The sequence below is a fragment of the Nonomuraea sp. NPDC047529 genome (genome assembly GCF_040642995.1).
Taxonomy (GTDB): domain Bacteria; phylum Actinomycetota; class Actinomycetes; order Streptosporangiales; family Streptosporangiaceae; genus Nonomuraea.
The window spans coordinates 219192-240631 of sequence record NZ_JBEYTJ010000011.1 but is presented as its reverse complement, the minus strand read 5'-3'; the positions used below and the strand labels follow the sequence as shown (position 1 = coordinate 240631).

The window sequence follows — 21440 nt, the reverse complement described above, 5'->3', positions numbered from 1 at the left end:
ATTTCCGCGACCCAACTCCACGAAAAGGCAGTGCGCGGTGCGTGCCAACATCACCTTGTCCTCGCCGGTCACACCCTCCGCTCGGGTTTTGCAGCTTCAGGGCATGTTCGATGTCGCCATCGAGGAGAAGCTGACCAACTCCTGGTCCGTCGATCTGCCCATCGAGCAGAAGCCGTGGAACGTGGGCCTGCTCGTCGGCCCGTCCGGCGCGGGCAAGTCCACGATCGCCCGCCAGCTCTGGCCGGACGCCCTCGTCGGCACCCAGGACTGGAGTGACCGGGCGCTTGTGGACGACTTCCCGCACGGCATGTCGATCAAAGACGTCGTCGGACTGCTCGGCGCGGTCGGCTTGAACTCGCCGCCGGCCTGGCTCAGGCCTTATTCCACTCTCAGCAACGGGGAGGCGTTCCGGGCCGGGCTCGCGCGGGCGCTGGCCGACCATGAGGGCCTGGTCGTCGTGGACGAGTTCACCAGCGTGGTGGACCGGCAGGTAGCGCGTATCGCGTCGCACGCTGTGCAGAAGGCGGTCCGCCGCCGTGAGCGCCAGCTCGTGGCCGTCACCTGCCACTACGACGTCGAGGACTGGCTGCAGCCGGACTGGACCTACGACGTGGCCGCGAGCTCGTTCACGTGGAGGTCGGTTCAATCCCGGCCCGCGCTCCGGCTCGCCATCCACCATGCGGACCGCTCCCTCTGGCGAGTGTTTAGCCGCCATCACTATCTGACCGCTGACCTGCACCCGGCCGCACAATGCTTCGCCGGATACGTGGACGGCGAATTGGCCGCGTTCACCAGCTACCGGCATTTCCAGCACCCGCGCACTCGCAATTTGAAGATGGCGCATCGCACGGTGGTGCTACCCGATTACCAGGGATTGTCGCTCGGCGGCCGGATGACGGAATGGATGGGCCAATATCTGTATGAGCGCGGCTACCGGATGCGCGCCGTCTCCTCCCACCCGGCGCTCAACGCTTACCGGGCCCGGAGCCCGCGCTGGCGCATGCAGCGCCAGGACCGCAAGCTGGGCACCGCCAGCACGCACGCCTGGATGCATGAACAGTCCCTGGACCCGCGCAGACTCGGAGTGATCTCTTTCGAGTACGTGCCCCCCGCCGCCCAGCTCACGTCACGTTGAGCGCGGCCATCAGGGCCGCCGCCGGATCTACCCGGAGCCGGAAGGGCGATCCGAGGTCACCCGGGCTCACGTCCCTGACCCGCGACAACGCAGCCCGGGACGCATCGGTCTCGGAGAATCCCCGCTGCCAATCGGCCGGCGGATCGAACAGCCGCCCCTGCTGACCCCGCACCTCTAGCAGGCGCACGGCCGGGCTCGGTTCGGAAATCTGCCAGTGCTGACGGAACGGCCGGGCCCACGGGCTGTCGCTGTCGCGCACGATCTCGCCCAGCACGACCGACCCGAGCATCACGCCGCGGTGCAACGTCCCTACGACGTCCAGCCCGAGGGCGTCCACCCTTTGCATGCCGACCGGGTCGATTTTTCGCGCGGCGTGGATCAGCAGTTTCCCCTGATAGGCGGTCGTCCATGGCCGATTCTCGACGTCCTTAAACTGCCGATTTCCATTCTCGTCCACGTATCCGTACACGACGAGGGCGGCCCACGGTTGCTGAATGGTGATCATTTTGACGTGCTGCATTTCCGCAGATTAACCCATTGATCGCGACCACGGATTGTGTCCGTGGTCACAATTCACATATTCGGGGGTTCCCCTCATGGCCCGTCCTACTAAGGCCCGTGCGGTCGCAATCGCTGAACGGCGCACCAAGGCCGTCCAAATGAGGCTGGCCGGTGTCCAGTACAAGACGATCGCCGACAAGCTCGGCTACAGCAGCCAGGCCGCCGCCTCGAAAGATGTCACGCGCGCTCTCCAACTGGCTTCCCGCGCCCAGCAGGAGTCCAGCGAGCAGCTGCTGCAGATTGAGATCGACCGGCTCGACCGGATGATGGCCGCCCTGTGGACCTCCGCGTGCGGCGGCGACGTCAAGGCCGTTGAGGCCGTCGAACGGCTGATCGCCCGCCGCAGCAGCTTGCTCGGCCTCGACCTCCTCAACCGCAACGGCGCCGAGAACAGCGACGTCGTCAGCCTGCTCGGCAATCTCTTTGCCGAAATTCAGCGACGCCAGGCCGCAACCCGCGTCGGGGTCGAGGTAGAGGTTCTCGATGCCATCGAAGTGGGAAACGGAGATACTCGACCGATCTGATCTATTCGCTCATATCGGCGAGTCGCCAAAGATCATCCTAGGTAAACTAAGGGCAAAGTGCCCCCGCAAGGGCAACAACACTCCGGGGGCGTGGACGACCTGAGAGAGCAGGCCGACATGAATCAACCTACCTGTACCGTGCCCAAATGTAGTCGGCCGGCATCCGCTGCGAACCCCCGCACCCCCGAACGTGCCCGTTGCGTGCCCCATTACCAGGAGTGGCTCCGCTCAAAAAACCCGCAGTGCACCATCGAAGGCTGCAAGCGCCACGCGATCGCCGCGAATCCGGCCAACGCTGGGACGGCGATGTGTCCCAGCCATTACAACTCATGGAAGCAAGGTCAGTCCGTGACCCCATGCGCGATTGACGGCTGCGACAAGGGAGTTAAGACGGCAGGGCTCTGCTCCATGCATTACGAGCGTCAGCGCAGTGGACGGCCGCTCCTTGACCCACCCAAGCCGGAGCGTCCGATCTGTGCTGTCGTGGGATGCACTCAAGCGGCCAAGGCGATCAAGCCGCGTACGCCAGCGGGCGGCATGTGTCACATGCATGCTCAGCGACTCCGCCAAGGGAGCCGACTCGATACCCCCAAGCACGGCGAGGCGGTCAAGCGGCCCTGCTCCGTCCCTGAATGTGATCGACCCGCGCGAGCGGCAAACCCGCGCCCCGGATCACTCGGGCACATGTGCCATATGCATGTCCAGCAGGTGTGGAAGGCCGCCAAGACCTGCTCGATCACCGGGTGCGACCGCACCTACCTGGCGGACGGCCTGTGCATCATGCATTACAAGCGGGACCGCAAAGGCCATGACTTGTACGCTCCGCCACGCAGTTCGGGCAAGGGTGATGGATGCGCACTTCAAGAATGCGGGCAGCCTTACCATGCGGGCGGCTATTGTGGCATGCACTATCAGCGTTACGTGCGCACGGGTGACCCTTTCGGATTCATGCCTGGCCACCGAGAGCCCCGCATAGAGTGCGAAGTAGCAGAATGCAGTAAGCCGCATTTCGGGCTGGGATACTGCATAGGGCATTACAAGCGACTCAAACGTGACGGGGCAGCAACCGCAGAGCGGCAGTGCCTGAGTTGTGGCGAGTGCTTCCTCCGTCCACTCGGAAAGACCGGCAGCTACGACTACTGCGACGAGTGCGAGATCACCGGCCCCACGGCATGGGCGGCGCTACGACGGCAGCGACTGCGTATCAATAACCTCGATATGACTGAGGGTGACTATGTGGAAGCCGCTGAGTACCGCGAATTGATCCGGAATGACTCGTGCGTCTTCTGTGGACACCCAAGCACGGCGATTGACCACATCGTCCCAGTTTTTCGAGGCGGCTCTGACCGTTGGGATAACCTCGCGCCCATCTGCAAGTCCTGCAACTCGATAAAGCGGACGCGATCAGTGTTGGAGATGCTCATGCTGTGAGGAGGTTGCCGTGTCGGGTATTGTTAGCCTCTCGCCAATGCAGGAGCGGGCTATCGCGGAGTCCACTGCCCGGATAAATGTACTCACCGGGGCGGTTCGATCTGGGAAAACTATCGCTTCTCTCCTTAGGTGGCTGATGTTCGTGGCAACCGCTCCTCGGGGTGGCAGCCTGGTAGTCGTCGGCAAGACCAATGACACCATTGCACGCAACGTCTTTGAGCCCCTGATGGACCCAGCGCTGACGGGCCCGGTGTCGCGGCGGATCTTTTATAATCGGGGTGCGCCGACCGCAAATTTGCTTGGCCGGCGGATCGAGATCATCTCGGCGAATGACATCCGCGCTGAGTCGCGGCTCAGAGGCATGACCTGTGCGGGCGCGTACGTCGATGAGGTCACGCTGATCCCGGAGACATTCTGGGATCAGCTCCTTGCCCGCTGTTCGGTATCAGGAGCGCAAATATTTGCGACGACCAATCCGGATGCTCCAAACCATTGGCTGCGTCAGCGTTTTCTGCTGCGTGCGGGCGAACTTGACTTGAAGTGGTGGCATTTCACGCTGGACGACAATCCGAGCTTGGATCCGGCGTACGTGAACAACCTGAAATCGGAGTATTCGGGGCTCTGGTACCGCCGCTACATCCTGGGCGAGTGGTGCATGGCCGAGGGCATGATCTTCGACTCTTTCGACCCCGACCGGCACGTCGTGGACCACCTGCCGCTCATGGAGCGCTGGATCAGCGTGGGTGTGGACTATGGCACGGTCAACCCATTCGCCGCGATCTTGGTCGGCGTCTCCACACCCGGCGCCGACCGGCAACGCCGGGTCTACCTGGCAGGGGAGTGGCGCTACGACTCCCGCCAGGAACGCCGGCAGCTCACCGACGCCGAGTACAGCGCCAGGCTGGGCCGCTGGCTCGACACGTTCCCCGGTAGCTACGGGCCCGGCACGTCCGGTGTCGCCCCGGAGTGGATCGTGGTGGACCCGTCCGCCGCGTCGTTCATCACCCAACTCCATCGGGACGGGCTGCTCCCCACGATGGGCGACAACTCCGTCCTCGACGGGATCCGCACCGTCGCCAACCTGCTCGCGGCCGACCACCTCCGCATCCACCGGAGCTGCCAAGGCTGGCTGTCCGAAGTCGGCAGCTACTCGTGGGACGACAAGAAGGCCGCCATCGGCGACGACGTCCCGATCAAGTTGGACGACCACAGCATGGACGCCGCCAGGTACGGCCTGCACACCACGCAGGCCGCCTGGGCACCGCTGCTGGACCCCATCCCCGCCTATTAGCCACCGGCCACCCGGGCCTCTCCTTCCGCTCTTGGTCGCACGCCTTCCACGAAAGGGCAGGGCCGGATCCAGATCACCTCGACGCAGGAGAGCACGTGACGGTCTACCGCAACAGCTTCGACGGGGGCGTCGCCGGACAGACCGTCACGGTCGCCAACTCGGGAGGAACCAGCGGGGACGCCTTTTATGCAGCCGACGCCCTGGTGTACGCCAGCTCACCATCCCGGGGACAGCTCTCGGCGTCGAGCTCGTTTCTGTACTACACGCTGAAGTGGTACTGCGGGGAAACGTTCTTCGGGCCCTGGTATCTGCGGTCCTACATCTACACGCTCGGGCTGCCGTCCTCCCCCGTGCGCATCCACGCCATCGACGGCGGCTCGCAGCTCAACCAGTACGTCAACGTTCGCAGCGACGGCGCCTTGGAGCTGTTCACCAAGGCTTCCGAGACGCCCACCTACACCTCGCTCGGCACCACCTACGTGGGCATCGCCACCAACCAGTGGGTGCGCGTGGAGACCATGTGGGACCTCAACGGGCCCGTGGAGACCAGGCTGTTCAACAACGCCGACTCCGTCACCCCGACCGCGTCCGTCAGCGGCACGCTGATCGGGCTCACCGCCGCCTTCAGCACCGCGAACTTCATCACTCCGGCCGGCTGGTGGGTCGATGACGTGGCTGTCAGCGACCAAGGCTGGATCGGCCCCACCGCGCCACCTCCCTCCGAAGGCGGAAACCGCCTGATATCCCCTGCTGCCAGCCACCGCGCCAGCCGCTGGTAGCCGCAGACTCCCGAATCGTCCGCCCCCGCATTTTGCGACCCGGGCGGGCCCGCTCCGCAGCCCATCCACATGGCCTGCGTCGAGCACCACGGCGTGGCCCTGGTCCCTGCTGTTGAGGGGCGGCAGGAACCAGGGCTACGCCCCAGACCTCACCCCGAGGGGAGGAACGGCGTGGCGGGAGCGAGCAACAGCTTCGACGGCGGCATCTCCGGCCAGGCCATCACCTCCGCGAACAGCGTCAGCTCGGGGGACGCGTTCTCCGACGCCGAGAACGCCACCTACAGCTCGGCCCAGGCGCACAGGGGCCTGCTGTCGGCCCAGATCGCGCCCGACGCGACGGGATACGTCATGCTCCCGATGTCAGGGTCGGGCCTGCGCTGGGCACGCTGTTACGCCAGGGCCAGCACGATCGTCTACTCGCTGCTCGCGATGGAGCTGGCGTCCGGGGTGCAGTTCGGGGTGGACTTCGGTGAAGGCCAGGCAGTGCTGTGGAAGTTCACCCCGCCGTTCGTGACCACCACGATGGCCACGCAGTCCTTCGAGCTACCCAACAACGCGTGGTTCCGGGTAGAACTCCAGGCCACCAGCGAGGCGTCTGGCGAGGCCATCGTCCGCCTCTACAACCTGCCTGAGGCCATCACGCCCACCGTGGAACTCAGCGGATCGCTGAACGGCGCCTCCAGCACATGGACAGGCGCGCTGTACGGGGCCGCGCACGGCGAAGCAACCGCCCCAGTCTGGGTCGATTCCGTCGCCTGGTCCGACGCAGGGTGGGTGGGCGCGTTGTTGGACAGCGCTCCCGGCAAGCCGCTGATGTCCGTCGCGGCGGCCCATCGTGCCGCCCGCTGGTGAAGCCTCCCTCGTCACACACGTCCACACGATCAAGGAGGGCTGGCCTGTGGCCGACTTCGAGTTCAACATCAGCAAGGGCAGGAGCGTCGAACTCTACAACCGGGTCAAGACCGGCGACCCGGCCACCTCGGCGCTGATCATCGTCGCCCTGGCCGCGACGAACATCGAGAGCGACGCCATCCTCAAGGACAAGGACACGCTGGCCGACATCCTGTCCGGCTCGACCGACGAGGCAACCAACGCGGGCTACGTCAGGAAGGTTCTCGGCGCCGCCGACCTTAACGCTCTGGCCCCGAACGACGCCCTGGACCGGATGGACATCGACATCCCCGACCAGACGTGGCTGGCAGTGCAGGCCGCAGGGGGGGCGTGGTCGAAGGTTCTGGTCTGCTTTCGGCCCGCCACAGCCGCGACCGATGGCCAGGTCATCCCCATGACGGCGCATGATTTCCCACTCACCCCCGACGGCAGCAACATCGTCATGCAGATCGACCCCGCCGGCTTCTACGGGGCGGTGTGACGATGGCGAAGACGGGATACTCCGCCATCACTCCGGCCGTCGTCGCGCTGACCGCGGGCACGGCCCGCAGCGTCCTGGGTGTGCTCGCGCCCGCTGCGTGCGGGTTGGAGATCAAGAAGATCAGGATCGGCACTCTCGGTACCGCTGCGGCGGTGCCGGGCGACATCGAGCTGTGCGCGGCGACGTTCGCGACGAACCCACCCGGCACCGCGGACTCGACAGCGGTCACGCCCCAGCAGCTCTACGGCCGCCCCATCACGCCGGGCTTCCTGGCCGCCTCCGCTTGGGCCGCGACCAAAGAGCCGACCGTGCTCACGCCGGTCGACTACTGGCCGCTCAGCCCCAACGGCAGCACCGTCTTGTACGACCTGCCGCTCGGCGACTCGCCGGACTGCGGGCCAGGCACGGGGTTCGTGATCCGCGCCAAGTTCGCCGCCGCAGTGTTGATCACCGCGTGCCTGTGGGTTGAACGGTGCTGAATGCCGACCGTCCGCACCCCAATCCTGCAAATAACCGAGGGCGCCGAAGGCGTCATCCCACCGCCTAGCGGTGTACAGCCCGACGACCTGCTGCTGGCCTTTCTCGCGTTCGAGGCCAACATCTGGGACGCCACTCTGACCGGCGGCTCCCCAGAGTGGCAACCGCTCACGTCGGCGGTTACCGACAACACCACCACCTACGGCATCCTGGCCACGGGCATCTGGTGGAAGCCAGCCAGCGCAGCGGACACCACCTGGCAGATCGGCCGTACCAGCGGCAACCCGCCCGGCATCATGGCGATGGCCGTCGCCGCAATCAGTGCCGCCCCCCTACAGGCCCCCGCGGTGACCGACAGTGGCGAGCAGAAAGCAACCTCCGACCTCACGACGATCACCAGCCCGGCCGGCCCCGCAGCGGCAGTCGGGGACCTGGAACTGCGCTGGGTCGCCGGCGACCACTATGTGACGTCCGCCGTCCGCTCCTGGACACCACCCGGCAGCGTCACCGAGCTAGCCGACATCTCCAGCAACTACATCACCGCCGAGCTGACGGCGCAGACCCTGACCACGGCGTCATCGCCGTCACGCAACCACAGCGTGTCCCCGGGGGTGCTGGCCGCCCGCGGGATGACCGTCCGAGTCCGAGCCGTCAGCTCACCAGGTAGGCCCCTGACGCTGCAACCGGCCGTCCACCGCGCCGCGACCTGGTAGAGGAGGCGACGCCATGGCGAGAGCAGGTCGCGCCTACCCCAACCGTCCCGTGATCACCCGGTCGCCGGACCTGATCGCGGCCCGGGTCGAGACGCGAGGGGTGGCGTCAGCCGTACTGGCCGTTCGCTCCCGGCAGGCCACACAGGTGGTCACCGCAGGGGATGTCCGGCCCGTGACCGCAGTCAAGGTGCGGGTGATCAGCCAAGCTTCGGCGTCCGGCGCAGTCGCAGCAACGATGCCAACCAGGATGCGGGCTGCTGGCCACGTCGCTGGAGTCGGAACCGCCGCCATCACCGTCCGAGTCAAACGCAGGCCCTCGGGCCGGGCAGCGTCCACCGGTGTCGTGAGGACGATCAGCAGCGACCCGCAGGCCCACCAGGTCGTCACGTCCGGGACGACCCGCTCGATGAGCCTGGGCAAGGCGTACGTCACACCGCGTGTGGCGGGGGTCGGGCAGGCTCGGACGATCAACCGGGCCCAGGGCGGGCCACTGCACCGCGCCACTTCGACCGGCATCGTCTCTGCGCTGCGAGGGTCGAAGACCTTCCGCATCGGCCGCGTCACCGGAGGCGGCACCTCACGGCTGATGCAGCGCCGAACCCCGCCCCTTCAGGTCGGCCTGCCGATCCGCTCCTGGTCCGCTCGCTACGTCGGAAGGGGGCGCGGGGGCGTGGAACCCATGAGCAGCCTGTCACTGGAGTATCTGGAGTTCTTCGTCGAGAACGCCTCCGGCAGCGAACAGGTCGAGGTCGCGTTCACGACGCCGGGCCAGGAACCGGCCGACGGTCAGTGGCATCTGGCCTCCTGGGGAGCAGCCGGCCGGGCCGGAGCACGAGCCCGGATCCGGGTCGGCCCGGGAGCGCTCGTCCTGGGGGACGGCACCTACCAGGGGTGGGTGCGTGTCACCACGCCCAGCGAGCGGCCGGTGCTGCCGTCCGGGCTCGTCCCCATCACCTGACCCATGACGTTCGACGAGGCCATCGGCCACGCCGCCCGCCTGCTGCTGAATGCCGAACTCGAGGACGGGCTGCCGCGCATGCAGCGCATGGAGGGTCTGGCCGACTCGTGGCTGACGCTCGCGCGGTTGCTGGCGGAGAAAGAGAGGGATTGATGCCGCTCCCTACCACTGATCAGGAGTGGCCGCCCCCGGTGATGAAGCCGGAGATGCTCCTGTACGCCCAGCACGGCGCCTGGTACGCAGGTGATCCCGATCAGCTCGCGAAGGTGTACGGGGCCGGGGTGGTTCCCGGCATCGGCCTGGATCTGAAGGGCTGGGACCGGCCGCTCGTCCGGGGCGGCGGGTGGCTCAACAGAATCACCCGCATGTTCTGGGGGACGCCGGTCCCGGCGGGCCAGACCCGCTCCACGAAGATCCATGTGCCGATCGCGGCGGACATCGCGTCCACGTCCGCGGACCTGTTGTTCTCCGAGCCGCCATCGCTGCGCCTGTCCGGCACTCCGAGCCAGAAGCGGCTGGACAAGATCCTCGCCGACGGCGGCGTGATCCCGGTCCTGCTGGAAGGCGGCGAGCTCGCCGCCGCACACGGCGGCGTCTATCTGCGGGTGGGCTGGGACACCGAGCTGTCGGACATGCCGATCATCGACACCGTACCCGCTGACGCGGCCGTGCCGGAGTTCTCCAAGGGCAGGCTGAAGGCCGTCACCTTCTGGCGGATCGTTCATGAGGACGAGCACGAGGTGTGGCGACACCTCGAACGGCACGAAGCGGGCAGGGTCTACCACGGCCTGTACCGGGGGGACGATGACCGGCTCGGCATGCAGGTACCACTGCATGACCTTCCGGAAACGGAGCCGTTCAGCGAACTGGTGGACGCCGAGGGCGGGTTCGACAGCCACTACCGGGGGCTGCTCGTGCACTACGTCCCCAACATGAGGCCCCACCGGACGCTCCGCGGCACAGCGCTCGGCCGCAGCGACTACGCCGGCGTCGAGATCCTGATGGACAGCCTCGACGAGACGTTCACGTCCTGGATGCGGGACCTGCGACTCGGCAAGGGCCGCATCATCGTGCCCGAGGTCTACTTACAGAACACGGGCCGAGGCCGCGGGGCCATGTTCGACCCCGACCGCGAGGTGTACGCGCCGCTCGGGATGCTGCCCCCGCCCGGAGGCAGCGGCTCATCCATGATCACGGTGTCGCAGTTCGACATCCGCGTTGCCGAGCACCAGGCCACCGCCAAGAGCCTGCTCGCCCAGATCCTGAGGGGCGCGGGCTACAGCGTGCAGAGCTTCGGCGAGGCGGGCGAGGGCGCGGCTGCAACCGCGACCGAGATCCACTCCCGCGAACGCCGGAGCTTCACCACAAGGCGCCGCAAGATCGGCTACTGGACCCCGGCGTTGAGCTGGTTGTCGGAATGCCTGCTCGCCATCGACAACGCCATCTACGGCACCAAGGTCGTAGCCGAGCGCGCCCAGATCGAATGGCCCGACGGCGTCACCCCCGACCCGGAAGCGCTGTCGCGGACGCTGGACATGCTCAACCGCGCCCAGTCCGCCAGCCTCGACACGCGGATCCGCATGCTGCACCCCGAGTGGGAGGACACCCAGGTCAAGGCCGAGGTGGACCGCCTGCGCGACGAGCACGGCCTGAACGCCCCAGATCCGGCCGAGCTGCGCGAAATGATCCTCCCCGAAGCCGACGACATATCGGCTAGCGAAACGGCAAGCTGATGACGTCTCCTACGCGGGAGATCGCCACAGCGATCGAGCAGGCCCAGCGTGTCGCCGACATGTACGCCGACGCCGAGCAGGTGCTTCTCCAGCGGATCGCGGCCCGAGTCGCCGACGGCGTCGACCGGGCCGACGAGGACCTGCACGCGTGGGAGGCCGCGCGGCTCGCCGAACTTGCCCAGCTCCGCAAGGAGGCTGAGCGGATCATCGGCCGGCTGCAGCGCGCCGCCAAGGCGGCCGCCCGCAAGTCGGTGCTCGGAGCATGGGCGGCCGGGATGGACCAGGCCGTCATCAACGCCGTCCTCGGCGTGCACGACGCCAAGGTCCGCAAACGCCTGGCACAGGTCCTCCGGGACGCACGCCGGCTCGGCTCCGAGAAGCTGATCAACCCGGGGCAGGGCGTGGACGAGCTGGCCCGGCAGACCATCGAGAAGATCGCCGCCGTCGAGCTGGCGGCGCTGCGCGCGGTCGAAGACATCTACCGGCAGGTCATCGCCGAGACCGCGGGCCGAGCCCTGACCGGCGCGCAGACCCGGCGCGAGGCGGCGCAGGAAGCGCTGGCCCGGCTCGCTGCCCGGGGGGTGACGGGGATCGGGCCGCCCGACACGATCCGCAGGTGGAATCTGGAGTCCTACGTCGAGATGGCGATGAGGACCGCGACCGCGCGCGCGGCCGTGGACGGCCACCTTGCGACCCTGCGGGACGCGGGCATCGACCTGGTGATCGTCTCGACCACGCCCTACTCGTGCTCCTGGTGTGACCCCTGGGAGGGCAAGGTGCTCTCCCAGCGCGGGGGGAGCGGGGACCGTGAAGAGGTCAACCTGCTCACCAACGAGCCGGTCACCGTCCGCGTGACCGCGACTGTTGAGCAGGCCCGTCTCGCGGGACTCCTACATCCGGGATGCCGCCACTCGCTGTCGGCCTACCTGCCCGGCGTCACCCGGGCCGCGGCCAAACCCGCGACCAGCGGCAGTTACGACGACACCCAGCAGGTCCGCCGCAAAATGCGGCAGGCCCGCGAATGGGAGCGCCGGGCCGCCGCAGCCCTCACCCCCGAGGCGAAGAAGAAAGCTCTCGCGACGGCCCGCGAGTACCGGGCCGACGCCCGGCGCATCTCCACCTCGAAGGGCCTGCCCCGGCCCCGCTGACCAGCACACTTCCGCATCCACGGCCCGCCAGGCGCGGGCCTTCGTCATGTCCGGCTCCAGGAGGGCCACACCGTGAAGCACCACACCCTGCCGACCGCGCCCGGCGCGCTAATCGGCTACCGAGCTGATGGCCGCCCGATCTTCCTGATCGCGGGCGGCTCCGAAGCAGCGCCCGAAGGCCAGCCCGCCGCACCCGCCCCCGCGGACGCGGACGGCGGCGCCGAGGTCACGGGCGCCCCCGTCGAGCCCGATCAGCCCACGGTCGCCGACCCGCGCAAGGTCGCCGACCTGCCCACCTGGGCACAGAAGCTGATCAAGGACACTAGGGCCGAGGCCGCGGAGTTCCGCACCCAGCTCGCCGACCTGCGCAAGCAGAGCGAGACCAAGCCGGACGGCCCCACCGCCGAACAGCTCGTCGAGACCGCTCGCCAGGAGGTGGCCCAGCAGATCGCCAAAGCGCTCGGCCTCGCTCCGGAGGAGGAGAAGCCTCTCGACCCGGCCGAGGTCATCGAGCAGCTCACGGGCGAGAAGGCCGCGCTCACGCAGCAGAACAGCGACGCCGCGAACCTGCTGCGCCGGACGCAGATCGAGCTCGCCGTCGTGCGCCAGTCCCTTAAGGCCGGCGCCGACGCCGAAGCGCTTCTCGACAGCCGGTCGTTCCTGGCGAACGTCCGCGACCTCGACCCGAGTGACAAGGCGTTCGCCGAGACGGTCACCGCCACGATCCAGAAGGCGGTCGAGGAGAACCCGAAGTTCGCGGCGGCCCAGGCGGCGGCCCACACCAAGTCCGGAGGCGAGTTCGGCGGCGGGCCCGGCGGACGCACCGGCGAGGACCAGCTCACCGTGGACGACTTCCGCAAGCGCCGCAAGCGCGAGTCCACGCCCTGACGAGCGGCTCTGCCGCAGCGCTAGCTGATTCGCTAGCGCTTTTTCATTTGTAAGGAGACGGCCTTATGGCCAATGTATTCCTCACTCCGCAGGTCATCGCGCGTGCAGCGCTCGCGACGCTTTATGAAACCTGTGTCATGGCCCAACTGGTTCACCGGGACCTGGACGAGGATTTCGCCGGTAAGCAGGGCGACACCGTGAACGTCCGAAAGCCCGCGACGTTCGACGCCTACGAGTACGACCGTAGCGCCGGTATCCAGATCCAGAACGCCGTCGAGACCGACATTCCGGTGCGGCTGAACCATTTTGCGGACGTTTCCTTCGCTGTTACTGCGGAGGAAATGACGCTGCAAATTCAGGACTTCGCCACGCAGCTCCTGAACCCGGCGATGGAGGCGATTTCTCAGAAAATCGACCGCGACCTTCTCGCCCTCCGGGACGACGTTTCCCAGGAAGTGGGGAACGGCGGCCTGCCGAACATTCACACGTGGGACACGCCCAAGGTGATGATCGACGCCGACCGTGTGCTCAACGAGCGCAACGTGTCCCCGTCTCAGCGGTCCGTGGTGATCGGCCCGCAGGTCAAGGCTCACTGGCTGTCCGACCCGCTGTTCCACCAGCTTGACGTGCGCGGCGACACCGACGGCCTTCGGGAAGCGTCGCTCGGCCGCCGAGTTTTCGGGTTCGACGCGTATTCGACCCAGAACATCAAGGTGCCTCCGCAGACTTCGGGAAACAGCAAGAGTGAAGTCGGCGTGGCGTTCCACAGGACCGCGTTCTGCCTCGTCACCCGGCCCCTGATCCTGCCGCAGGGCGCCGCAAACGCGGTCGTCGCGAATTACAAGGGCTTTTCGCTCCGGGTGGTCATGGATTACGACATCGATCTCAAGCAGGACGTCATTTCGATCGACACCCTTTACGGCACGAAGACCCTGGACCCGAACCGCGCCGTTCTCGTCAAGGACGTGGACAACTAACGCCGAAGGCCGCTAGCGAAACAGCTAGCGGCCTTCTTCCTGAAGGAGAAGTTCCACGATGGCATACAAGCCGCGCCTCACCGAGAAGACACTCACCCTGAAGGGGGCCGACATCGCGGCCGGCTCCTTCGTGCTGTGGCGGGCGTCCGTCCCGTGCAAGATCAAGGCTGTCCGCGCCTACCGCGTCGGCGGCACCGCCGCGGCCGTCAACGGCACCAGGACCACCATCAACCCGTCCAACGGCTCGCCGGTCACCACCAACCTGCTCACCGGCGACCTGTCGGTGAGCAGCGCGAGCACCTGGATGGCCGGTTCGCTCGCGGGGCTGGCCAACCGGCGCTTCCTGGAGGGCGACACCCTGGCCGTCACCGTCGTGTCGGCCGGAGGCAGCCCGACCGACCTCATCATCCAGGTGGACATCGAGAAGGACGCCAACTTCTGATGCCCGGCCCCCGGACTCCCGTCGACCACATGGGCGCCCTGACGGCACGGGAGAACGTCAACGCGATGGGCGCACTGTCCAAGGTGGAGGACATCCACGCCGATGTCTCCTCCACTTACCAGTACAAGAACGTCAACACCGGCCAGGTCGTGCAGTACCCGCACCGGTCGGCGCGTCTGGACGCGCTGGAGGTGTGGCTCCTCATCGGCGTGCCGGACGAGCCCGCCGCAGGCCCCGTGCAGGGGCAGGCCGGGCCGGGACTGGCCGACGTGGCCACCGCGATCACCCGGCCCGCTGAGCACGAGCCGAAGAAGGAATGGGTCGCATACGCGATCCAGCGCGGCATGAAGCTCCGGGACGCGCAGGCCCTGTCCAAGCAGGCGCTGATCGAGGAGTTCGGCCAGGAGGGAGACATCGTCAATGGCGAGGACTGATCTCACCGTCACGGCCGTGCCGCGCGCCGGCCTGAACCTCGCAGCGGCGCTGCCGAACAACGCGAACGTGGACGGCAACGCGTTCGCATGGTCCGAGAAGCGCAGGCTGCGGTTCAAGAACACTGACGGCACGCCGAAGACGGTCACGATCGAGATCCCCGGCACCGTGGACGGCCAGGACATCACCGACCGGCCGTACACGATCCCCGCGACCACGGGCGACGTGCTCGTCCCGCCGCTCCCCGCCGTCTACCGGCGCAGCGACGGCAAGGTGTGGATCAACTACAGCGGCGTCACCGGCCTGACCGTCGCGGTCCTCGAAGAGCCGTAGGGGGTCACCGTGCTGGTGTACGCGACCGCCCAGGACTTCGCCGACTACACCAAGGCCCCGGCACCGGCAGACATCGACGGCGACCTGGAGCGCGCGTCGGAGCGGATCGACGAGCTGCTCCTGTGCGCCGTCTACCGCGTGGGCGGAGACGGCAGTCCGGCCGACGCGAAGGAGCGCGAGGCGATCGCGCGGGCGACGTGCGCGCAGGCCGCGTGGTCGCGAGCGGTGGGCGATCCCTACGGGGTCGCCTCCGCGTTCGGGACGGTCAAGATCGGCAGCGTCCAGCTCGAACGCGTGGGCGGCGGCGCGACCAGCCCGCCGCGATACGCGCAGGACGCCGTGTCGATCTTGCGTGCGGCAGGTCTGCTGCCGGGTTACGTCATCGACGGCCCCTACTGGTAGCCGAAGGGAGATGACCGTGGGGACCTCGTTGCCGCAATGGGTACTCCCGCACACCGCGACCATCGAACCGTTCCGCGGGAACGGCGCGTACGGGCCGGTCTACGAGCCGCCGATCGAGGACGAGCCGTGCCTGATCGATGACGAGCGGCGCATGGTCCGCGACGACGAAGGGACCGAGGTCGTCAGCGACACCACGATCTTCTTCCTGCCGGGCACCAGGTGCCCGGCAGGCTCGCGGATCACGGCCAACGGCCGCCAGATGATCGCCATCACGTCCTTCAACCGGGACGGCGGCCGACTGCCCACCCCTGATCACGTGGAGGTGGTGTGCAAGTGAGGTCCGAGGAATGGCGGCCGGGCCACACCCCGGCCGAGATCAATGCCCGCTGGAAGGCGGGGGCCGTGCAGGGCCTGGAGCTGTCCTCCGAGCACGTCTTGCAGGTGTCCCGGCAGCGGGTGCCGCTGGAGTTTGGCGACCTGGAGCGGTCGGGCGCCACCAGCGTGGACCGGTCGGAGCTGCGCGCGGCCGTCTCCTACGGGACGCCGTACGCGGTGTACCAGCACGAGACGCCGAACCTGAACCACCTGCCCGGCCGCGAGTGGAAGTACCTGGAGAACCCGGCCCGCGAGGAGGCCGAGGTCATCGAGCGGATCATCGCGGCGGCCATCGAACGGGCGCTGTCGTGACCGCGCCGCCGCCCGGCTTCTCCCGCAAGCTGCTGACCGGGCTCGCCGAGCTGCTCGCTGCCGGCGGGGTGGGGGACTGGGACCCAGACGGCGTCTACACGGCGGCGCAGACCGCGCTGACGATCGGCGGGCTCCCGCCGTCGCCGGACCCTGCGATCGCGCTGGCCATGTACGGGACCGGCACCAGCCTGGACGACCCGGTCAACCCGGACACGGTGGTGCAGGTGCAGGCCCGCATGCGCGGCGGCCCTGACCCGCGCATCGTCGATGACCTCGCGGACGGCGTCTACGACCAGGTGCACGGCCTGGCCAACGTCCGGCTCGTGACCGGGGTGTTCGTGCTGCTCGCGCAACGGCGCATCGTCGCGCCGCTCGGCCGGGACGATTCGGGCCGGTGGGAGCGGGCCGACAGCTACGAGCTGACGGTCCACTGGCCGACCCGGCACCGCGACTGACCCTGTTCTTTCCCTTGGCCGCTAGCGGATCCGCTGGCGGCCTTTCGCATGCCTGAGGAGGCACCTTCATGGGATGGCGATCCCTGCTGGCCAAGGACTGGGTCGTGGAGGTCAACACCACGCCCGACGCTTCGGCGACCTGGACCAAGCTCCGGGGCCTGACCTCCTTCGAGGAGGAGATCAAGACCAAGACCGAGGACGACTCGGATTTCGACGGCGACGGCTGGGCGTCGGAGGTGGCCACGCAGCGGGCGTGGACGCTGAAGTGTAAGGGCAACCGCAAGCGCGACGATAGCGCGCCCACGTTCGTGCCTGACCCTGGCCAGGACTACGTGCGCCGGGCGGGCCGCGTGGTCGGCCTGTCGGCGTCCGTGGAGGTGCGCTGGTACCGGAGGGACGGGGCGCCGGACGCCTACACCGGCACCGCGACCGTGGACTACAAGGGCTCCGGCGGCAAGACGACGGATTTGGAGCCCTTTGAGATTGAATTCGTCGGGCAGAGCGCCCCTGAAGAGATCCCGAACCCGGTGGCGTGACCCGTGGCCAAGTTCCGTGATCTTGACGAGTTCTTCGACGACACCCTGCCGCTCCCGATCGGCGGCAAGACCTACCGGGTTCCGCCCCCGGACGCCGACACCGGCCTGCTCTGCCAGCGGCTCATGACCGCGGGAATCGCGGCCGCCAACGGCAAGGAGATCGACGCCGCGCAGCTCGACGACGCGGGCGAGGTTGACCTGTACCAGCGTGTCCTCGGCTCTGTCTACAGCGAGCTGCGAGCCGATGGCGTGTCCTGGCCGCGCCTTAAGCACGCCGGGGTGACCGCGTTCCTGTGGATCGCCGGTGACGCGGAGGCCGCGGCGAAATATTGGGACGCCGGCCCGGAAGCGGACGCCCCGACGGCGGGGGCGGTGACCTCGACCCCGTCACGGGGCTCTACGAGTGGTACGAGCCGGACCCGGCCCACCAAGGCGGCGGCCAAGCGGTCGGCTGGGACGACCTCCTGAGCCGGTGGGCGCTGATCGAGTGCGACCTGCACTCCGTCTACGGGATCGACCTGGAGAGGCCCGCGTCGTTGGAGGGGCGGTCCTGGCGGTGGCTGCGCACTCGCATTCTCGGCCTGCTCGACGCTGACACGCGGATCGCCCGCGCCCTCACCCCTGACAAGCACTGACCAGGTGAGGAGGCGTACCTGTGGGCCTGAACGTGGGCGAACTGTTCATCACCTTGGATCTGAGGGAGCGGGTGTCGAGCACGCTGTCATCGGCGGTCGCGAAGGCCCGCGCGGCGAGCCCGCTGTTCGGCGCGGTCATGGACGCCATGACGGCGGCCGGAGCGCGGATGGGCGACGCGGTCGTGTCGGCTGCGCAGCAGGCCGGGCTCGCGCTCGCCGAGATGGTGCTCAACGCTGCTCTGTCCGGCACCCGGCTGGGCGAGGTCGTCTCCGGGATCCTCGGCAGTCTGGGGGGCCTGTCGGGGGCGATCTCCAAGGTGTCCGCGATGTCCGGGGTGTTCGGGCAGGCGATGGGCGTCATGGGCTTCACCGCGCGGCTGTTCGAGTCCGAGTCCAGCCGCAGCTTCCTGAAGGTCATCGCGGTCCTGGCGCTGCTGGCTGCCGCCGTGATCATCGCCCGCAAGGTGATGGCGGGCGAGATGTCCGGGCTGCGTGCCGTCATGCTCGGCTTCTCTCCAGTAGCGCTAGCGTTCCAGCTAGCGTCCATGGCGATCGGCAAGGCCGTGGACGCGGTGAGGCCGCGCGTGCAGGCCGCCGCTGCTGGGATCGCGGCCGGGGTGCGCGGCATGTGGGCGTCCGCGCAGGAGGCCCGCGACCGCATCTCCCAGGCGTACGACCGGATATCCGGCGCGGTGACGAACCTGCGCCGGGCGCACACGGCGTGGACGATCATCTCCGGCCTTATCCGGCTGTCGTCGCTGACCGTACGCGGGGCGCTGGCCACGATGAGCACGGGCCTGCTCCAGTTCGGGACCGCGTCGCTGTCGGCCACCCCGATGGTGCTCGGCCTGGCCAACAAGACCGGCCTCGCGCTGGTCGGGATGGGGACGGCCGGAGTCGCTGCGGGCGGCGTCCTGGCGGGAGTGTTCGCCGGGATCACAGCTGGGATCGCGGTCATCGGCATCAAGGCCGCGATGGAGTCCGCGAAGGTCAAGGCTGCCTTCGCCGACATGAAGAAGTCGGTGCAGGCCGACCTGGCGCAGGCCGCCTCGGTCCTGCAAGGCCCGCTGACGCAGGCGGCCGGGTCGCTCAAGGCCATGTTCTCCACGCAGATCGCGCCCGCGCTCCAGCAGATGTTCCAGCAGATGGCGCCGCTGATCGGGCAGTTCACGGCCGGGCTGGGCCAATTCCTGGGCCCGATGCTGCCCGCCATCCAGGGCGTGGTCGCGTCGGTGACCCCGATGCTGTCGCAGGTTGCCGGATCGCTCGGCCAGTTCGGGAGCCAGCTCGCCGGCTTCCTGGCGCCGATCTCGGCCGCGCTGGGCCAGAACTCTGGCCTCCTGTCCACGATGGTCACCGGGCTCGGTGGGCTGCTCCAGGCCGTGGCTCCGCTGCTGGCCGCACTGGTGTCGCTAGCGGGTTCGCTAGCGGGGCCGCTCATGTCTGGCCTCACGCTCATCGCGCAAACGCTGGCCGGACAACTCGGGCCGGTCCTGGTCCAGCTCGGGCCGTCGATCGGTGTCCTGGTGGCCAGCTTCGCGCAGCTCGCCGCCGCGCTCATCCCGCTGCTGCCGCCCGTCCTCCAGCTCGTGGCCGCGTTCGCCACGTCGCTCGTGCCGGTGCTGGTGCAGGTTGGCCAGACCCTGGCCTCAGCGCTGGCCCCGATGCTGACGCAGCTCCGGCCAGTGATCGGTCAAATCGCGACCGCGTTCGGCCAGCTCGTCATGGCCCTGCTGCCCGTCGTCCCACCGATCGCTCAGCTCGCAACGCAGCTGATCACCGGGCTCGTCCCGGCGATCGCGCCGCTGATTCCGGTCGTCGGGCAGATCGCGGCCGCCCTGGGCGGTGTCCTGGTTCAGGCGATCACGATCCTGGTCAGCGCGATCACTCCGCTGTTGCCGCCCATCAGCCAGATGGCCGTGCTGTTCGGCCAGACCATCCAGCAGGCCATCGTCGCCCTGTCGCCGATCTTCACGCAGCTCGCGCAGATCTTCGGCCAGCTCATCTCGGCCATCCTGCCGATCCTGCCGCCGATCATGCAGCTTGCCACGAGTCTGCTGCCGCCGTTGGTGCAGCTCATCACGGCACTGTCTCCGATCCTCCTCGGGCTGGCGTCGATCTTCACCAAGATCGTTTCGGCCGTGACGCCGTTCCTCCCGCCGCTGATCGAGCTGGGAACGTCGGTGCTGCCGCTGGTGATCAGCATCGTCACCGCCTTGGCCAAAGTGCTCACCGGAGATTTCCAAGGCGCTTGGGACACGATCAAGAACGGGGTCAAGGCATTCGGCGAGACCATCACCGGCGCCTTCAAAAAGCTGTGGGACCTCGGCAAGGACCTGGTTAACGGGATCAAAGAGGGATTCGTCAACGCCTGGAACTCTTTCACCTCCAGCGTCGGCAACCTCTTCTCCGGCTTCATCTCCTGGATCAAGAAGTTGCTGGGGATCGCGTCGCCGTCGAAGGTCATGATGGCGATCGGCTCCGACACCGCCAAGGGCTGGCTCCTCGGCCTCCAGGGCGAGGAGCCCAAGATCAAGGACACGGCGGGCCGGATGGTCGACGCCGTGGTGAACGCCTTCAAGTCCGGCAAGATCACGTCCGGCGTGAAGGATCACCTGGTCGAGTCCATCCGCTCCGGGAACGGCGAGCTGGCCAAGCTCGCCAAGGAACGCGAGACGATCGTCAAGGTCCTCGCCGACGCGATGGCCTACGCCAAGCAGATCGCCGACCAGGGCCGTCAGTTCGCGAGCCTGTCGAATATGGGGTTCTCGGAGCAGAACCCCGTCAGCGCGGAGAAGATCCAGGAGGGGCTGACGTCTCGGCTCGCGCAGGTGAAGACCTGGGCGAACACGATCAAGAAGCTCGCCAAGCGCGGCCTGTCGAAGGGGCTTCTGCAGCAGATCATCGAGGCCGGGCCCGACGCCGGGACCGAACTCGGGCAGGCGATCCTCCAGGCCGACTCGGCCACGTTCAAGTCGATCAACTCGACGTACGGGATGATCGAGAAGGCCGCCAAGCAGGCCGGACGCGCCGCCGCCGATGCGATGTTCGACGCCGGAAAGAACGCGGGCAAGGGCTTCTTGACCGGCATCGTCTCGCAGAAGAAGGCGATCGAGTCCGCGATGCGTGACATCGCGAACGCGCTGGTCAACCAGATCAAGAAGTCGCTGCGGATGAAGTCGCCGAGCCAGGTTCTTGCCGACGTCGGCGTCAACACCGTGGCCGGGCTCGACCAGGGCATCGCCCAGGCCGCGCCGAAGGTGCTCGCGCGCGCGTCTGGGATCGCTGGCCAGCTCACCAAGGCGTTCACCCCGCGTCCGGTGGCCACGCTCACCCCGGGGATGGTGCCGGGCAGCTACGGCGGCAACCACACCACCGTGCACGTGACGAACAACTACCCGGTGAGCGAGCCCACGTCGAAGACGGTCAACAAGGGCCTCCAGTACGCCGCGGTGCTCGGCCTGGCCTGACCGGCCCACCCGAGATCGTCGCCATGTCTCCACATCCCTTCCGGACCCCACAGGAGGTGGA

Annotated in this window: 26 protein-coding genes; 25 read left to right on the top strand and 1 reads right to left on the bottom strand. The window is 67.9% G+C overall.

Annotated elements, in window-relative coordinates:
* Window positions 1-37: 37 nt before the first annotated feature.
* Window positions 38-1135 (top strand): GNAT family N-acetyltransferase, encoded by a 1098-nt coding sequence (locus tag ABZ815_RS20300; protein ID WP_357699949.1) that lies wholly within the window; start codon window positions 38-40, stop codon window positions 1133-1135.
* Here the strand turns inward: ABZ815_RS20300 and ABZ815_RS20295 are convergent.
* The gene (locus tag ABZ815_RS20295) at window positions 1122-1655 is read right to left on the bottom strand and encodes a hypothetical protein (protein WP_357699947.1); all 534 of its coding nucleotides are present in this window, start codon (window positions 1653-1655) and stop codon (window positions 1122-1124) included. The genes ABZ815_RS20300 and ABZ815_RS20295 overlap by 14 nt on opposite strands.
* 139 nt (window positions 1656-1794) lie before the next feature.
* On the opposite strand from ABZ815_RS20295, the gene ABZ815_RS20290 reads away from it, so the two are divergent.
* The 24 genes from ABZ815_RS20290 to ABZ815_RS20175 all read left to right on the top strand — a co-directional run bounded on the left by ABZ815_RS20290 (window position 1795) and on the right by ABZ815_RS20175 (window position 21379).
* Complete coding sequence (locus tag ABZ815_RS20290) at window positions 1795-2220, top strand: hypothetical protein (RefSeq protein WP_357699945.1); 426 nt, start codon at window positions 1795-1797, stop codon at window positions 2218-2220.
* A 117-nt stretch (window positions 2221-2337) separates the two neighbouring features.
* Window positions 2338-3651, top strand: coding sequence for an HNH endonuclease (locus ABZ815_RS20285; protein WP_357700091.1), 1314 nt, complete (start codon window positions 2338-2340; stop codon window positions 3649-3651).
* Between the two features lie 37 nt (window positions 3652-3688).
* Window positions 3689-4942 carry a PBSX family phage terminase large subunit gene (locus tag ABZ815_RS20280; RefSeq protein ID WP_357699943.1) on the top strand — a complete coding sequence of 418 codons (1254 nt, stop codon included), beginning with the start codon at window positions 3689-3691 and terminating at the stop codon, window positions 4940-4942.
* 95 nt (window positions 4943-5037) lie between these two features.
* Window positions 5038-5721, top strand: coding sequence for a hypothetical protein (locus ABZ815_RS20275; protein WP_357699941.1), 684 nt, complete (start codon window positions 5038-5040; stop codon window positions 5719-5721).
* Between the two features lie 171 nt (window positions 5722-5892).
* The gene (locus ABZ815_RS20270) at window positions 5893-6573 is read left to right on the top strand and encodes a hypothetical protein (protein ID WP_357699939.1); all 681 of its coding nucleotides are present in this window, start codon (window positions 5893-5895) and stop codon (window positions 6571-6573) included.
* 46 nt (window positions 6574-6619) lie between these two features.
* Entirely contained in the window at window positions 6620-7093 is a 474-nt protein-coding gene (locus ABZ815_RS20265) for a hypothetical protein (protein ID WP_357699937.1), read from the top strand.
* A 2-nt stretch (window positions 7094-7095) separates the two neighbouring features.
* A complete protein-coding gene (locus ABZ815_RS20260) occupies window positions 7096-7572 on the top strand; it encodes a hypothetical protein (RefSeq protein ID WP_357699935.1) in 477 nt (158 codons plus the stop codon).
* Window positions 7573-8283, top strand: coding sequence for a hypothetical protein (locus ABZ815_RS20255; protein ID WP_357699933.1), 711 nt, complete (start codon window positions 7573-7575; stop codon window positions 8281-8283).
* A gap of 343 nt (window positions 8284-8626) precedes the next feature.
* Complete coding sequence (locus ABZ815_RS20250; protein ID WP_357699932.1) at window positions 8627-9241, top strand: hypothetical protein; 615 nt, start codon at window positions 8627-8629, stop codon at window positions 9239-9241.
* A 3-nt stretch (window positions 9242-9244) separates the two neighbouring features.
* Window positions 9245-9394 carry a hypothetical protein gene (locus ABZ815_RS20245; RefSeq protein WP_357699930.1) on the top strand — a complete coding sequence of 50 codons (150 nt, stop codon included), beginning with the start codon at window positions 9245-9247 and terminating at the stop codon, window positions 9392-9394.
* Window positions 9394-10974 carry a phage portal protein gene (locus ABZ815_RS20240; RefSeq protein WP_357699928.1) on the top strand — a complete coding sequence of 527 codons (1581 nt, stop codon included), beginning with the start codon at window positions 9394-9396 and terminating at the stop codon, window positions 10972-10974. The genes ABZ815_RS20245 and ABZ815_RS20240 overlap by 1 nt, the downstream gene beginning before the upstream one ends.
* Window positions 10974-12122, top strand: a complete 1149-nt coding sequence (locus tag ABZ815_RS20235) for a phage minor capsid protein (RefSeq protein WP_357699926.1) — start codon at window positions 10974-10976, stop codon at window positions 12120-12122. Before ABZ815_RS20240 ends, ABZ815_RS20235 begins: the two co-directional genes overlap by 1 nt.
* 72 nt (window positions 12123-12194) lie before the next feature.
* Window positions 12195-13010, top strand: a complete 816-nt coding sequence (locus tag ABZ815_RS20230; RefSeq protein ID WP_357699924.1) for a hypothetical protein — start codon at window positions 12195-12197, stop codon at window positions 13008-13010.
* 65 nt (window positions 13011-13075) lie between these two features.
* Window positions 13076-13987 carry a P22 phage major capsid protein family protein gene (locus ABZ815_RS20225; protein WP_357699922.1) on the top strand — a complete coding sequence of 304 codons (912 nt, stop codon included), beginning with the start codon at window positions 13076-13078 and terminating at the stop codon, window positions 13985-13987.
* A 58-nt stretch (window positions 13988-14045) separates the two neighbouring features.
* Entirely contained in the window at window positions 14046-14429 is a 384-nt protein-coding gene (locus tag ABZ815_RS20220) for a hypothetical protein (protein WP_352350529.1), read from the top strand.
* A complete protein-coding gene (locus ABZ815_RS20215; protein WP_357699920.1) occupies window positions 14429-14863 on the top strand; it encodes a hypothetical protein in 435 nt (144 codons plus the stop codon). The genes ABZ815_RS20220 and ABZ815_RS20215 overlap by 1 nt, the downstream gene beginning before the upstream one ends.
* On the top strand, window positions 14850-15194 hold the full coding sequence (locus tag ABZ815_RS20210) for a hypothetical protein (protein WP_357699918.1): 345 nt from the start codon (window positions 14850-14852) through the stop codon (window positions 15192-15194). The genes ABZ815_RS20215 and ABZ815_RS20210 overlap by 14 nt, the downstream gene beginning before the upstream one ends.
* 9 nt (window positions 15195-15203) lie before the next feature.
* On the top strand, window positions 15204-15596 hold the full coding sequence (locus ABZ815_RS20205) for a hypothetical protein (protein ID WP_357699916.1): 393 nt from the start codon (window positions 15204-15206) through the stop codon (window positions 15594-15596).
* A gap of 16 nt (window positions 15597-15612) precedes the next feature.
* Window positions 15613-15933 carry a hypothetical protein gene (locus tag ABZ815_RS20200; protein WP_352350537.1) on the top strand — a complete coding sequence of 107 codons (321 nt, stop codon included), beginning with the start codon at window positions 15613-15615 and terminating at the stop codon, window positions 15931-15933.
* The gene (locus ABZ815_RS20195; RefSeq protein WP_352350539.1) at window positions 15930-16283 is read left to right on the top strand and encodes a hypothetical protein; all 354 of its coding nucleotides are present in this window, start codon (window positions 15930-15932) and stop codon (window positions 16281-16283) included. Before ABZ815_RS20200 ends, ABZ815_RS20195 begins: the two co-directional genes overlap by 4 nt.
* Window positions 16280-16738 carry a minor capsid protein gene (locus tag ABZ815_RS20190; RefSeq protein ID WP_352350541.1) on the top strand — a complete coding sequence of 153 codons (459 nt, stop codon included), beginning with the start codon at window positions 16280-16282 and terminating at the stop codon, window positions 16736-16738. The genes ABZ815_RS20195 and ABZ815_RS20190 overlap by 4 nt, the downstream gene beginning before the upstream one ends.
* Window positions 16739-16806: 68 nt before the next feature.
* Window positions 16807-17274 (top strand): hypothetical protein, encoded by a 468-nt coding sequence (locus ABZ815_RS20185; RefSeq protein WP_357699913.1) that lies wholly within the window; start codon window positions 16807-16809, stop codon window positions 17272-17274.
* A 3-nt stretch (window positions 17275-17277) separates the two neighbouring features.
* A complete protein-coding gene (locus tag ABZ815_RS20180) occupies window positions 17278-17742 on the top strand; it encodes a hypothetical protein (RefSeq protein ID WP_357699911.1) in 465 nt (154 codons plus the stop codon).
* 187 nt (window positions 17743-17929) lie between these two features.
* A complete protein-coding gene (locus ABZ815_RS20175) occupies window positions 17930-21379 on the top strand; it encodes a hypothetical protein (protein WP_357699909.1) in 3450 nt (1149 codons plus the stop codon).
* Window positions 21380-21440: the final 61 nt, after the last annotated feature.

Bases quoted from the DNA above. Each gene is read 5' to 3' on its own strand.
- ABZ815_RS20245 (WP_357699930.1), top strand. From the start codon at position 9,245: ATGACGTTCGACGAGGCCATCGGCCACGCCGCCCGCCTGCTGCTGAAT.
- ABZ815_RS20210 (WP_357699918.1), top strand. From the start codon at position 14,850: ATGGCGAGGACTGATCTCACCGTCACGGCCGTGCCGCGCGCCGGCCTG.
- ABZ815_RS20215 (WP_357699920.1), top strand. From the start codon at position 14,429: ATGCCCGGCCCCCGGACTCCCGTCGACCACATGGGCGCCCTGACGGCA.
- ABZ815_RS20280 (WP_357699943.1), top strand. From the start codon at position 3,689: ATGCAGGAGCGGGCTATCGCGGAGTCCACTGCCCGGATAAATGTACTC.
- ABZ815_RS20290 (WP_357699945.1), top strand. From the start codon at position 1,795: ATGAGGCTGGCCGGTGTCCAGTACAAGACGATCGCCGACAAGCTCGGC.
- ABZ815_RS20295 (WP_357699947.1), bottom strand. From the start codon at position 1,655: ATGCAGCACGTCAAAATGATCACCATTCAGCAACCGTGGGCCGCCCTC.
- ABZ815_RS20235 (WP_357699926.1), top strand. From the start codon at position 10,974: ATGACGTCTCCTACGCGGGAGATCGCCACAGCGATCGAGCAGGCCCAG.
- ABZ815_RS20255 (WP_357699933.1), top strand. From the start codon at position 7,573: ATGCCGACCGTCCGCACCCCAATCCTGCAAATAACCGAGGGCGCCGAA.
- ABZ815_RS20285 (WP_357700091.1), top strand. From the start codon at position 2,338: ATGAATCAACCTACCTGTACCGTGCCCAAATGTAGTCGGCCGGCATCC.
- ABZ815_RS20260 (WP_357699935.1), top strand. From the start codon at position 7,096: ATGGCGAAGACGGGATACTCCGCCATCACTCCGGCCGTCGTCGCGCTG.
- ABZ815_RS20185 (WP_357699913.1), top strand. From the start codon at position 16,807: ATGGGATGGCGATCCCTGCTGGCCAAGGACTGGGTCGTGGAGGTCAAC.
- ABZ815_RS20240 (WP_357699928.1), top strand. From the start codon at position 9,394: ATGCCGCTCCCTACCACTGATCAGGAGTGGCCGCCCCCGGTGATGAAG.
- ABZ815_RS20225 (WP_357699922.1), top strand. From the start codon at position 13,076: ATGGCCAATGTATTCCTCACTCCGCAGGTCATCGCGCGTGCAGCGCTC.
- ABZ815_RS20220 (WP_352350529.1), top strand. From the start codon at position 14,046: ATGGCATACAAGCCGCGCCTCACCGAGAAGACACTCACCCTGAAGGGG.